A 13,279-nucleotide genomic window follows, 5' to 3' on the forward strand; every position below is an offset into this window, starting at 1 on the left:
ATATCCCGGTGAAGCCGACGATGTCCGAAAACAGGACCGTTACCTCCCGCTCAACGGACGGCACGCCATGACTGCCGCGTTCCTGGAGAATTTCCATGACGAGCGAACGCGGAACATAGACCCGGAACTGCGCCAGCCCGGCGATCATTGCATTGAAGGCGTCGGCCGCATCATTGAACTCACGGACGGGATTGCCGCGGATTTCAGGCACGGTTTCCAGATCGAGTTTTGCTATGGCGTTCGACGCGGAGGCCAGCTCCGTGACCGGGAGCCTGATTCGCTCGGCGAGCTGCCTGAGCCGGAGCATTGCCAAGCCCATAACGATCAGCCCTGCAATGGCGCCATAGGTCAAATAGCGCATCATGTCGTTGTAGCTGCTTACGGACTGATCCGTATAAACACCGACCGTGTACCGGTTGCCGCGGGCAAAGGAGACTTTCCGGGCGAGGGCGACATAGCTCGTATCGCCAACATCCGCGGTCCAGTATTCGGTGCCACTGTCCTTGTCCAGTGTGCCCGCGCTCCGCTTTTTCGGATCAAGCAAGGCGGCCAGCACCGGATCGCCGAGTTCCGTTGCATTGAGCAGGGGTTTGTCCTTGGACATCAGGGCCTGCATGCTGGGGGCGGTCAAAATCGGGTGTGCGAGCAAACGGTCCTTTTCATCCAGCACAAATACGGATGCGTTCGTGATGTGAGAATCCCGCAGAAAGACTGAAATATCGAGCGGAGAAAAGGCGGCGGCCGCAACACCGACATAGTTTCCCTCTTTATCGTAGATCGGGCTGCGCGCGCTTATCAGGGTCAGTTTGGCGCCTTCCGAATAAACCGCGCCTGCCAGGTAAGGCTCGCCGATATGGCGTGCGTCCTGAACGGCCTGTTCCTCGACCGAGCCGGGCATGATGGCGCGTGAGCCGGTGCTTCCATCCGTTGCGATCCATTCAACCGGTCCGTCCTGCCAGATGAAGGCGAGCGCCCGGATGTTCGGGTGCAGATGCATCACGGTCCGCGCCATGTCCTGAGCGACCATGTTGATAGGGGCGCCCGCAGGCATGGCTTTTTGACCGACAAATTCTGCTGCTTTCAGCGCGGGCTGAATATGCGCGGTCATGGTCTGCGTGATTGAATTGATGGAAGCGTTGGCGTTCTCCCTGAGAACCACAAGCCCGCCCTGGTTGCCGAAATACAGAGTCACCGCCAGCACCGCCCCGAGCGCGATCAGGAACAAGCCGCCAATATCCCGCAGCAGCAGGGTGCGGATCGTGATCTTGCGGCCGGAAATCATCAGCTTGTCCGGCATGGAAATCCAAACGTGTCCTGATAACTGACGGATTGCTCCTGACTCTTGGCTTCAAAGACCCCGCGCGCAATGGCACGGGCAAGGCAATCCGCAGCATGTGCGCCGAGTGTCGCAAGATCGCGCACCGGATCTTTGAGAGGCATCATGCTTGTGGAAACACCGAAAACCACATCTCCGTCAAACGGCGTATTTGCAGGCCGGATAGCGCGCGCCAAACCTTGATGCGCCATGATGGCGAATTGCTTGCACTGGGATTTTGTCAGAACGGCATCGGTCGCGACGATAGCGATCGTGGTGTTTTCCCCCGGGCCGGAGAGCTTCGGCATGCGCACGGCGCTGCCCCGGTCTTCGGCAACCGGCAGGACGCCGCCGAACTCTTCGTCAATTTCTGAATCCCACGCGAAGAAAGCCCCAGAGACGGGGTGCGTCAGGGCGCCAACCGCGTTGACGGCAACCAGTGCGCCGACCGTCGGGCCGCCATCGGCGAGCTGCATGGAGACGCTGCCGAGCCCCCCCTTGTACCCGCCGGCATTAGCGCCGAATCCGGCTCCTGCATTGCCGAGAGTGAAATCATCGGACGCAGTCTCAAAGGCTTTGCGGCCAAGTGCGGGGTAGGGGGATGCGGTGCCCCAGTCCTTGTCGCCGCCATTATTCAGATCGAACAGGATCGCTGCCGGGACAATGGGAACAATCGAGGCACCGGCACGATATCCGATTCCCTTTTCCCGCAGTGCCGCCATAACGCCGCCCGCGGCATCAAGACCAAAGGCGGATCCGCCGCTCAGCACGATGGCATTCACGCTCTGCACGGTTGCTTCGGGGCGCAACAGATCGAACTCGCGCGATCCGGTTCCGCCCCCGCGCGAATCAACCGCGACTACCATTTCGCCGTCCGGTATCAGCACGGTGACACCGCTCCGCAAGCGATCGTCATGGGCATTACCTACCCGAAGACCAGGAACATCGGTGATGAGGTTATGTTTCCCCGGCTGCACTTTCCCCAAGGCCTCCTGTTTCCGCATGGCCGCCGATCAGGATCCGCTATTGGACTGACCGGCCAAAGTCTTTATATACAACGGCGTTCCCCAATAAGGACGATTAGATGAGTTCCCTTGACGACGCTGTGGGGCGCCGGCGCACTTTCGCGATCATCGCGCACCCGGATGCCGGTAAGACCACTTTGACCGAGAAGCTGCTCCTGTTCGGGGGCGCGATTCAGATGGCCGGTGCCGTTAAGGCGCGCGGACAGCAAAGGCGTGCCCATTCCGACTGGATGAAAGTCGAGCGCGAACGCGGCATTTCCGTGGCGTCGTCCGTGATGACCTTCGATTACGGGGACAACACCTTTAATCTGCTCGACACACCGGGCCATGAGGACTTCTCCGAAGACACCTATCGGACGCTGACGGCGGTCGACAGCGCCATCATGGTGATCGACGGTGCGAAAGGTATCGAGGAGCAGACCCTCAAACTGTTCGAGGTCTGCCGCCTGCGCGACGTGCCGATCATTACCTTCGTCAACAAGATGGACCGCGAGGCGCGGGACAGCTTCGAGCTGCTTGACGAGATCGAGCAGAAACTGGCCCTCGATGTAACGCCAGCGAGCTGGCCAATCGGCATGGGGAAGGCCTTCAAGGGCTGTTACGACCTGCTCAGAGACAAGCTGATTCTGATGGATCGGGGCAGTCACGATGCACCGGATCAGGGTCTGACCTGCAACGGGCTGGACGATCCGAAGCTGGACGAATTGCTGCCTGCCTCCGCCGCGAAGCAACTTCGCGAGGAAGTCGAGATGGCGCGCGGATTGTGCCCCGACTTCGATCCGGAAGCATTCCTCGGTGGCAGCATGACGCCGGTTTATTTCGGCAGTGCGGTGAATAATTTCGGCGTACGGGAGTTGCTCGGTGGCGTTGCGCGCTATGCGCCGCACCCGCGTCCGCAAACGACGAAATCCCGCGAAGTGATGCCGGCGGAGAAAAAGGTTTCGGCCTTCGTCTTCAAGATCCAGGCGAACATGGACCCGAAACACCGGGACCGTATTGCCTTTGCCCGGATCTGCTCCGGTCATTTCAAGCGCGGTGCCAAGCTGAAGCATGTGCGCAGCGGCAAGCTCATGAACATCCATAACCCGGTGATGTTCCTGGCACAGGACAGGGAAATCGCGGACGAAGCCTGGCCGGGCGACATCATCGGCATCCCGAACCACGGCAATCTGCGGATCGGCGATGCACTGACCGAGGGCGAAGACCTTCAGTTCAACGGCATCCCGAGCTTTGCGCCGGAACTGCTGCAACGGGTGCGTCCGACCGATCCTCTGCGGGCCAAGCATCTTGAGAAGGCAGTGGTTCAACTGGCGGAAGAAGGGGCGGCGAAGGCCTTCAAGACCCGGATCGGCGGAAGCTGGATCGTCGGTGTGGTCGGCGCGTTGCAATTCGAGGTTCTGGCGGACCGGATTCGCACCGAGTACGACGTGCCTGTGAGTTTCGAAACAGCTGGCCTGTACACAGCCCGCTGGCTGGAGGCAGAGGACCCGGCAGAGCTGAAGAAATTCATCGAAGCCAATCAGGGCGATCTTGGCGACGACCATGACGACATGCCGGTCTTCATGGCCCGCAATGGTTGGCATCTGCAGCACACGGCGGAAAACTGGCCGAAGATCAAGTTCCTGAAAGTGAAGGAGCAGATGGCCTAGGCGCATCTGCTCCCTTTAGTGGATTGCTGGAGCCGCTTGTGCTTGCGCGTCTGGCTCAGTTCGAGCGCCAGGCTTGCCAGCGGTCCTGCATCTGAAAGCCCCAATAGGCCCATTGGGCGATAAGCGGGCCAAACGGCCCTCCGGCGAAATCGAGACCGAAAGGCGCAAACAGCTTGTAGGTCTCGTCTCCGTCGGCAATCGCTTTCGCCACGACCTCGCCGCCGGCCGTGGTGGCGCACATTCCATGTCCGCCATATCCCTGATTGTACCAGACACCCGGCTGCAGCTGGCCGATCTGGGGCATCTTGTGTACCGAATACCCCATGGTTCCGGGCCAGGCGACTTCAGCCCGGATACCTTCGAGTTGTGGGTAGATCTTCAATATGTCGCCGATCATCTTCTGGCCGAGATTGCGCGGCTCCAGGTTGGAGCTGACCCGACCGCCCCAAAGCAGCCGGGTGTCGGGCAGGGCGCGGTAGTAATCGTTCGCGATCCGGCTGTCCGACGTTCCGTAGGGCGCCCTGATCGCCTCCTGCAGGCGATCACCCAGAGGCTCGGTCAGAACCACGTAGGTGCCAACGGGCAAGGTAGCGCGAGAGAGTTTCGGGTGAAGGTGGCCGATATAGCCTGAACAACAAATCACTACCTGATCGGCAGTCACACTGCCTTTTGCCGTGTCGATTCGTTTTTTATCGCCGCTGAGATCCATATGGGTAACGGGGCTCTCCTCGAAGATCGTTGCCCCGAGAGAGGTGGCCGCATCGGCAATCCCATTGGTGAAGTTCAGGGAATGAAACTGAAATGCCGTCGGGTCCAGGAGCCCCTCATGATAGCGCTTGGTGCGATAGAGCTCCTGCATCTCCTCCCGGCTCTTGAATTCAAGACCGAGCCCGAACCGCTCGTTCTTTTTGTCCGCACTGGCTTTCAACCCGTCGGCATTTTTGTACCAGGATGCCTTCATGATGCCGTCGCGCATGGGGCCGGCATCAATGCCGTAGCGTTCAAGCCGGGAGCGAATAAGGGTGAGGGCATCGAGAGTGAGCCACATAAGTGCGTCGGCATCCTCTCTTCCTACCGCGGATTCTATGTCATCAAGTCCAAGACTGTATCCGGCGCTGACAAAACCGCCATTGCGCCCTGACGCTCCCCAGCCTACCCGGCGAGCCTCCAGCACAATGACCTTCTTGCCGCGCTCGGCAAGTCCGAGTGCCGTTGCAAGACCTGCCATGCCGCCACCGACAATACAGACATCACAATCAATGTCGTGTGTGAGCCGGGGGCGCGAGGCTGGCGCCTTTACGGTTCTGCCATAATAGCTGTCCACGTAGCCTGTGCCCTGCGTTCCCAAGTCCGTCATTCCCGGTCCATTTCAATCGGTGGTTTGATTATGACTCAAGCATCCGCCCGTCATGCGCCGCCCGGTCTTTTTATACGTTCCCGCCCCTATAATCGTGGAGCCTCTGCGCTGGTCAATCAGGTTCCCGCCCGGGGACCGCATCAATTTTTTGCTGTCAGCTTCTGAAAAATGCCGCGTGCATGATGGACCGGATTGGGAGGGAATAATTTTTTCCCCGAATTTCTTTTTAATTTTTAGAAGGAAATCAGCGCATTAGCGGAGCAATACCGCCGCATACTTTGTTCTGACAGTCGTTTGGAATGTCATTTATCGATTGTGCTTTACAATTAGAAACCATTTTGATGGAATGGTATCAGTTTGAAAGCAACTGCCCATGCAATGCGGAGACAAACCATGACCGTACAAACACTTCGACGCTCTGCTCTGAAGATCGATACGGCTGATATCGGCATCGGCGCATCCGCCGAAACCGTACGGTCGGGCTACCTGGAACTGACCGCGATGCTCGACCGGCTGCATCGCCGGTATCTCGATGTAGTTCGGGTTGAACTCGAATCCATGGGGATCAACAACATCAACCCCTCCCAGGCGCTGATGCTTGTCGGTATCGGAGACGAAGACATTCCCGTCCGGGATCTCATCCATCGCAAGGGCTATCAGGCCTCGACCGTTTCCTACAACGTCAAGAAACTGTCCGAGTATGGTTACCTGGAGCAGGAGCGTGCGGCACATGATCGCCGTTCGGTGCGTTTGCGCTTGTCTCCGAAGGGCCGGGATATCGTCTCCCGCCTCCGGGACCTGGAAGCGCGTCACATGGAATTCACCAACGGTCGTGGTGAGTTGGTGCGCGGTATGGAAGACGCGAACGTCACCCTGCGCCAGCTCGACCAGATTTGGGCCGAATACATTACTTTCGGATAATTCCCCCTACATCCGAAACTCTGCCGAACGCGCCGCCTTCAAGCGGCGCGTTTAGTTTGTGTGGGGCATTAAATCAGCCGACCGCCTTTTGCAGGGCCGCGCGCGCCAGCGTTCTGGTCGAATCCAGTGTCGGCAGGGTGCTGTTCTCGTCACTGATGATCAGCGGGATCTCCGTGCAGCCGAGAAGCACCGAATCCGCACCGCGCTCCTTCATGCGGCCGATCAACATCTGGAAATACGATATCGAGCCGGGAAGGAAGTGGCCCGGAACCAGTTCATCCATGATGATCCGGGCAATCTCGGAGATCTCCTCCGGCTCAGGCCTGAGCCAGCCTATGCCGAGCGCTTCCAGTTTCTCCGGATAGACGTCACTCTCCACCAGCCATTTCGTGCCAAGCAGAGCCACCTTGCGGAAATCCTGCTTGCGGGCGAGTGATGCGGTTTCTTCCGCTATATGCAGCCAGGGCAGGGGCGACCGCTCCGCGACATAAGTGAATGCCTGATGAATGGTATTATCCGGGCAAATCAGAAAATCGGCACCGGCACGCTCCAGCCTTCGCGCAGAATCGAGCATCAGCTCTCCGACGCCGTTCAAGTCACCCGTATCAAGGCACCTGACATAGTCCGAGAGCGATGGCGTATGCATCGAGATTTCAGGATGTTTGTGCGGGCCAAGCAATGCCGCGCCATCAGCACAGATCGTTCTGTAGCAAAGCGCCGCGCCCTCGGCTGAGCAGCCGACAATTCCTATATGTTTCATCATAGTATGCGAGTTATCTAAAGTTCCCCGGTCACCACATACCGCAACACAGCAGCCACCTGCGCGGGTGTTTCAGCCACAGCCAGAGCCGCGCCATCGACTTCCTTCAGGGGATGCGTAAGAGACGGATCATGCTGGATAATGAGTGGTTTTCCGAGGGCCGCGGCATATCCGGCATCGAAGGCTGCATTCCATTGCTTGTACTTGTCGCCGAACCGGACAACGACGATATCGGCGCGCTCGATCAGCGTACGGGTGCGGATGGCATTGACCTTGGCGCCTTTGTGATCCGCCCAGAACGGCTTTTCCTCGCTGCCGAGAATGGACACGCCGCAATCGTCACTGTTTTCATGAACGGTTACCGGTGCCGTGAAAGTAACCGGCAAATCGGCCGCTTTTACGGCCTCTTCGATTTCCGCGCGCCAGTCAGTGTGAATTTCGCCGGACAAATAGACTTCAAGATCGGTCATGGAACCCTCCTACAGAACAGAGCGCCCTTGATATCCTAGTTTTTACGTTTTTCAGAGTCCGCAACCGAGCGGAGGTCATGTGCTGATTGAGTCCAGATGATACATCATTAATTCTTTATGGTAGAAATAATGATTTTTTATTCTCGATTTACGAAATCTTATCTTTTCCATAGCCACGGTGAAACCTTCATATCGAGTGTGATGGTCAACAATGAAGCGGTTCCGACAAAAATCCCTTCTTCTGGCGAGCCTGATTTTATTAATCGGGTGCAGTGAGTCTGATCCCATACGCATAGGTTTCATCGCTGGTCTGGAAGGCCGTGCCTCCGACCTTGGAATTGCATCGCGAAATGCCGTGCAGATGGCTGTTGATGAGGCGAATGCCGCAGGCGGTATTAACGGCCGGAAAATTGAACTTGTTATCCGGGATGACAAAAGGTCGACAGAAGGTGGGGAGGAGGCCGCGCGCGCTCTCGTCAACGAGAAGGTTACCGCAATTATTGGCCCCATATTAAGCGTGGTAGCGAGGGGTGTTGTCCCCGTAATTAACGATGCGAAGGTCCTAACGGTCTCTCCAACGGTTATCGCGGAGCAGTTTATTGGAAAAGACGATTATTTTTTCAGGCTGAATTCTTCAAGCAGGCAATCAGCATTTGATTATGCCAAGGCTTTTTATAGCGCTGGCTACCACAATATTTCAGTGGCGACAGATGCCCATAACGCCATTTTTACAACGAGTTGGCTAAAATCATTCAAAGCGGAGTTTGGTGCTCTAGGCGGTACAGTCTTATTTGCAACACCCTTTGATGCGGCAAGAAAAGTAGGATTGAAGAATACTGTTCTCTCTCTGCTTGAGGTGAAGCCCGAGGCTATCCTTGTCCTGGCAAACGGCATAGATACGGCGCAACTCGCGCAGCAAATCAGAAAGCATGACGACACTATAAAGTTGCTCGCAACGTCCTGGGCCGTGTCCGACAATCTGATAATTTTAGGGGGGCGGGCTGTTGAAGGGATCTTGCTCCTGGATACTTTCGACAGGAACGATAAACGCGCACGATATGCAAAATTCCGGGACAGCCTTCAGAAAAAATTCAAGGTCGAGCCCAATCAGGCAAGTGTGGCCTCGTATGACGCTGCGACGACACTGTTCGCTGCGTTACAGGCATCATCGGACAATGGAATTGATCTGAAGTCCGTGTTGTTGCGCTCTGCCGGATATCCCGGTTTACAACAAATTATAAAATTTGACGCTTTTGGCGACAGCGGCAGGGATTCAACGGTCATGCTTGTCAGGGATGGGCGGTTTTCCAGGCCGTGATTTACGCGCCGCCTGAGCGGCATCGAAGATGCGTTAAAATATTTACTAAATTTTATTCATGACATGAAACTATCGGCTGACTCTGGCACTGGTGAGACAGCTCATGCGACTATATGCGACGCTATCTGCGCTACTTCTGTGCTTGCTGCAACTCGCAGCCTGCGGCGATCCCGAGGTTATTCGTGTTGGTTTCATCGGTGGCCTTGAAGGACGGGCATCCGATATCGGCATCGCATCTCGAAATGCCGTTCAACTGGCTGTTGACGAGAAGAACGAGGCCGGGGGGATTAACGGGCGCCAGATTAAGCTATTGGTCCGTGATGACCATGGAACGGACGAGGGCGGTGCGGAAGCCGCGCGATCCCTGATCGCGGAAGGGGTTGACGCAATCATTGGCCCGAATCTCAGCGTGGTCGCAGGTGGCATGGTGCCGGTGATCAACGAGGCCGGGGTTGTTGCCATCACGCCTACCGTCTCTTCCCTGGCGTTTGTGGGGCAAAACGATCATTTCTACCGGATTGGCTCATCTACACGCCAATATGCCGAAGCCTACGCTCAGTACTGCATTGATGCGGGGATTCGAAAGGTTTCCACGGCGCTTGATGGAAGCAATGCCCTGTTTTCGTCGAGCTGGAACGACGAATTCAAAAAAGCTTTTACAGAACTTGGAGGCACTGTCGTTGTCTCATTTCCGTTCGACAACAGTGTCGGCGGAGCTTTTTCCAGTACGGCGCAAATTCTCCTGGCCTCTAACCCGGAAGCACTGATTTTTATCGCCAACGGGGTCGATTCCGCACAACTCACACAACAGGTGCGTAAACACGATACCGGAATACCGCTCCTCGCCGCGGAATGGGCTGCTTCGGAAAGCCTTCTCACTCTTGGCGGGGCGGCGATAGAGGGGCTTCTCCTGTTACAGACTTACGACCGTTATGACGAAACGGCACGTTATGTCGTGTTTCGGGACGCTTATAGATCGAGATTCCGTTCTGACCCTGGCTTCTCCAGTATTGCGGCTTATGACGGTGCGATGGTCTTGTTTTCGGCTCTCAAGAATAAAAAGGAAGATCAAACAGTTAAGGAGGCGATGGATGCGCTTGGCAGCGTGCAGGGATTGCAGCAGAAGGTAACCTTTGACAGTGCCGGTGATAGTGCCAGACAGCTTGTTTTCGTAACTGTTCAGAAAGGGAAATTCATTCGGAAATGAAGATCCCCCGGGTGCTCTCACTGCGCGTTGCGCTGTCTCTTCTGTTTGTCGTTACACCTCTGGTCGCGCTGGTGATTGTCGGATCGATCACACTTGCCATTCGCCTGCCGCAAGTTGCCGAGGAAAACCGCACGATAGCCAAAGAGTCCGCGGCGGAGATGGCCGCGCGGGTCGAGCAGTATTTGCGTTCTCTTGAACACCGCCTCAAGGTTTTGGCCGCCGCTGTCGATAACGTTCCCGAGCAGGAGGTTTATTTCCTGCTGCAGACGGCCCGTGGCGATGGCTTCGACGCGATATATCTTGTCGATGAGCAGGGGATTCTCGTCGACGCCAGCGTCAAGAATTACAGCACTGAATATATCGAGGAAATTGTCGGTATTGATATGTCCGGAAACAGGCTTTTCCGAACAGTCACGGAAACTCATAAGCAGGCATGGAGCGACACACAGCTGTCGTCCATTTCAGGCATCGTTACCGTCGGTGTGGCTGTTCCCCTGGCGGGAAGCAACAAAACCATTATCGGGGAAGTCCCGCTCGACCAGATCGTCTCCATAAGTCAGTTTTCGCGCAGTGACAGACAGCTTGATCTCTGGATTGTCGATCGTCTTGGCGAGGTCGTTGCGGATACAAGAATCGCGCGTTCAGGTCGTCTCAACCTTCTTCATCTGCCGATCGTCCAGGCTGGATTGAGCGGAGACCCCATGCCGGAAGTGCTGTCTTATGACGGGCGGGATTATTTCGCATGGGCGGAATTTTCAGAGTCCCTGGGGTGGCTGTTCGTAAGCCGTATTCCGCGTGGCATGGATAATTCCACGACCCGGGAACTCATCACGATCATCGTTACGGGGTTTATTTCCACATCGATCATTGGAGCGCTTCTGGCCCCGCTTTGGGCTCAGACGATGTCACGCACCGTGAAATCGGTTATCGAACGCGCTCGTTTGGTAGCCTCCGGACGGCAACCAGAGGCATGGCCAACGGGAACGATCAAGGAATTCAATCAGCTTTCCGGCGACCTTGAAGCCATGGCCGAGGCCCTTGTCAGCCGTGAACAGGCTCTGAAGCAGATGAATGAAGAGCTCGAAGACCGGGTCAAGAAACGAACGCACGATCTGGCTTCTTCAAATGCCGATCTTTCCGAAGCATTGCACAATCTGCAAATGACGCAGAACGAGCTGATCGAGGTTGAAAAACTGGCTGCTCTCGGAAGGCTGGTTGCCGGTATTGCACATGAATTGAACACGCCACTTGGCAACAGTAAACTCAGTTTGTCCGCCCAGAGCCACGAGATCGAGAACTTTGGGCAATTACTGGCGAAGGGGCTGCGAAAATCGGACCTGATGGTGTTTCTTGACCGGATACGTGAAACAACCTCGATGGCGTCCATGAATGTTGAACGCGCCTGCGATCTGGTTACCAATTTCAAGCAGGTGGCTGTTGACAGGACAACATCCTATCGCCGGGTTTTCCGCTTGCATGAATTGGTCTCCGGCACGGTTCTGACGCTGCAGCCTTCCATAGAGAAAAACATCCAGGTCATTGTCGAGGATATACCTGAAGAACTTGAAATAGACAGTTATCCGGGTGAGCTCGGGCAAATCCTGACCAACCTTCTGGACAATGCCTCAAAGCATGCTTTTCCGGACAGGTCCGGGAGCATCCATATTGCCGTTACGGAGGCAAGGAAGGGGGCTATCAGGATATGCGTCCGTGATGACGGAATTGGAATGCCTCCGGACGTGCTGGAAAAAATCTTCAATCCCTTCTACACGACGAAGTTCGGCCAGGGAGGCACTGGCCTTGGACTGCATATCTCTTACAATGCCGCGGCGAATGTGCTTGGCGGCAGCCTGACAGTCGAGAGCACTCCGGGTGAGGGTACTGCCTTCACCCTCCTGATCCCGGTTATTGCCCCGGAGCCTGAAGATCCGGGTTCCAGAAGTGAAGATACGCCGACAGTTAGGGCCTGAAAATTGCCACCCAACAAGAGTGGCGCTGGGGGATGCTTTTTACACATCCCTCCGGGTTCGATTGACATTGCGAAACCAAACCGTTGAAATCAAAACGTCACACACGATGGCACCGCTGATCCGGCCATGATCCGGAAACCGCAAGGCGGGTAGGCTCAAAAGAGTGCCACGGAGTGAGACGGGAGGATTTAGCAAAATGAAAACGGCGATATGCATCCGAAGACAATTTGGGGCATGAGCCACTTCGCTTTTCGGGGGACTGATATGACACTTCTTTCGCGCCGCCAGGTTCTGGCAACGCTGGCCGCACTCAGCGCCATCTCCATGCTGCCGGCGGGCATCGCCAATGCGGCCGACAAGATCAAGGTCGCGGGCATCTATACCCAGCCGATCCAGCAGAAATGGGATGCGCGCCTGCATCAGGCCCTTGAGGTCGCAAAAGCCGCGGGCAAGATCGATTATTCCTTTTCGGAAAAGGTCTCCAATACCGACTATATCCGTGTGCTGCGCGAGTATGCCGAGAGTGGCGTGCAGCTGATCGTTGGCGAGGCCTTCGGTATCAGTCGGGAAGCCCGCAAGGTGGCCGACGAATACCCGAACGTTGCCTTCGTCATGGGCGATCCCTTCAAGCCGCACGGCAGCAATTTCTCCGTCTTTGACAATTACATTCACGAGCCGTGCTACCTGATGGGCATCATCGCCGGAAGCATGACCAAAACGAAAAAGATCGGCATGGTCGGCGGCTATCCGATCGGTGAGGTGAACCGGCTGTTCCATGCCTTTATGGCAGGCGCCAAATCCGTTGATCCGGCGATTGAGTTCAAGGTCACCTTCATTGGCTCCTGGTACGATCCGCCGAAGGCCAAGGAAGCCGCCTTTGCCCAGATCGAATCCGGTGTCGATATCCTCTATGCGGAACGTGCCGGTGTGGTCGACGCGGCTCGCGAGAAGGGCATTCTCGCCTTCGGCAACGTCAACGACATGAACAAGGAAGAGAACGGCAAGGACGTTGTTGTAACCTCCGCGCTCTGGGACATGACCAACGCCATCGATCATGCCATCGAGCAGGTCAAGGCAGGCTCGTTCGAAGCGGCCGATTACAAGGAATGGACCATGATGCAGAAGGGCGGCGCAAGCCTCGCTCCGTATTATGAGTTCGAGGACAAGATCCCGGCGGAAGCGAAGGCAAAGGTCACCGAGCTTTCCGAGAAGATCATGTCCGGCGCGTTCGTGGTCGAGATTAACGACACCGAACCGAAATCCACGTTCTGATTCGGCCGGGCGTGC

11 protein-coding genes are annotated in these 13,279 nt (G+C 56.4%); 6 read left to right on the top strand and 5 right to left on the bottom strand.

Annotated features, from left to right (window positions below; genetic code table 11):
* On the bottom strand, positions 1–1,297 hold a 1,297-nt coding region (locus tag AAC126_RS01715), incomplete at its 3' end, for a hypothetical protein (RefSeq protein WP_339849337.1).
* Complete coding sequence (locus AAC126_RS01720) at positions 1,282–2,319, bottom strand: P1 family peptidase (RefSeq protein WP_339849339.1); 1,038 nt, start codon at positions 2,317–2,319, stop codon at positions 1,282–1,284. The genes AAC126_RS01720 and AAC126_RS01715, both read right to left, overlap by 16 nt.
* Before the next feature lie 80 nt (positions 2,320–2,399).
* On the opposite strand from AAC126_RS01720, the gene AAC126_RS01725 reads away from it, so the two are divergent.
* Positions 2,400–3,989, top strand: coding sequence for a peptide chain release factor 3 (locus AAC126_RS01725; protein WP_339849341.1), 1,590 nt, complete (start codon positions 2,400–2,402; stop codon positions 3,987–3,989).
* 55 nt (positions 3,990–4,044) lie between these two features.
* Here AAC126_RS01725 and AAC126_RS01730 read toward each other — a convergent pair whose 3' ends face one another.
* On the bottom strand, positions 4,045–5,346 hold the full coding sequence (locus AAC126_RS01730) for an FAD-binding oxidoreductase (RefSeq protein ID WP_339849343.1): 1,302 nt from the start codon (positions 5,344–5,346) through the stop codon (positions 4,045–4,047).
* A 393-nt stretch (positions 5,347–5,739) separates the two neighbouring features.
* On the opposite strand from AAC126_RS01730, the gene AAC126_RS01735 reads away from it, so the two are divergent.
* On the top strand, positions 5,740–6,267 hold the full coding sequence (locus AAC126_RS01735) for a MarR family transcriptional regulator (RefSeq protein ID WP_339849345.1): 528 nt from the start codon (positions 5,740–5,742) through the stop codon (positions 6,265–6,267).
* A gap of 73 nt (positions 6,268–6,340) precedes the next feature.
* Here the strand turns inward: AAC126_RS01735 and AAC126_RS01740 are convergent, their stop codons facing one another.
* Positions 6,341–7,027, bottom strand: coding sequence for an amino acid racemase (locus AAC126_RS01740; RefSeq protein WP_339849346.1), 687 nt, complete (start codon positions 7,025–7,027; stop codon positions 6,341–6,343).
* 17 nt (positions 7,028–7,044) lie between these two features.
* On the bottom strand, positions 7,045–7,497 hold the full coding sequence (locus AAC126_RS01745) for a YtoQ family protein (protein ID WP_339849347.1): 453 nt from the start codon (positions 7,495–7,497) through the stop codon (positions 7,045–7,047).
* A gap of 211 nt (positions 7,498–7,708) precedes the next feature.
* On the opposite strand from AAC126_RS01745, the gene AAC126_RS01750 reads away from it, so the two are divergent.
* From AAC126_RS01750 to AAC126_RS01765, 4 genes are all read left to right on the top strand, one after another.
* Complete coding sequence (locus AAC126_RS01750) at positions 7,709–8,815, top strand: ABC transporter substrate-binding protein (RefSeq protein WP_339849349.1); 1,107 nt, start codon at positions 7,709–7,711, stop codon at positions 8,813–8,815.
* 103 nt (positions 8,816–8,918) lie between these two features.
* Entirely contained in the window at positions 8,919–10,022 is a 1,104-nt protein-coding gene (locus AAC126_RS01755) for an ABC transporter substrate-binding protein (protein WP_339849352.1), read from the top strand.
* The gene (locus AAC126_RS01760) at positions 10,019–11,992 is read left to right on the top strand and encodes an ATP-binding protein (protein WP_339849354.1); all 1,974 of its coding nucleotides are present in this window, start codon (positions 10,019–10,021) and stop codon (positions 11,990–11,992) included. The genes AAC126_RS01755 and AAC126_RS01760 overlap by 4 nt, the downstream gene beginning before the upstream one ends.
* 264 nt (positions 11,993–12,256) lie before the next feature.
* Positions 12,257–13,264: a BMP family protein gene (locus AAC126_RS01765; protein ID WP_339849356.1), complete on the top strand. Its 1,008-nt coding sequence runs from the start codon at positions 12,257–12,259 to the stop codon at positions 13,262–13,264.
* Positions 13,265–13,279: the final 15 nt, after the last annotated feature.

It is taken from the genome of uncultured Nisaea sp., from assembly GCF_963974195.1.
Lineage (GTDB): Bacteria > Pseudomonadota > Alphaproteobacteria > Thalassobaculales > Thalassobaculaceae > Nisaea.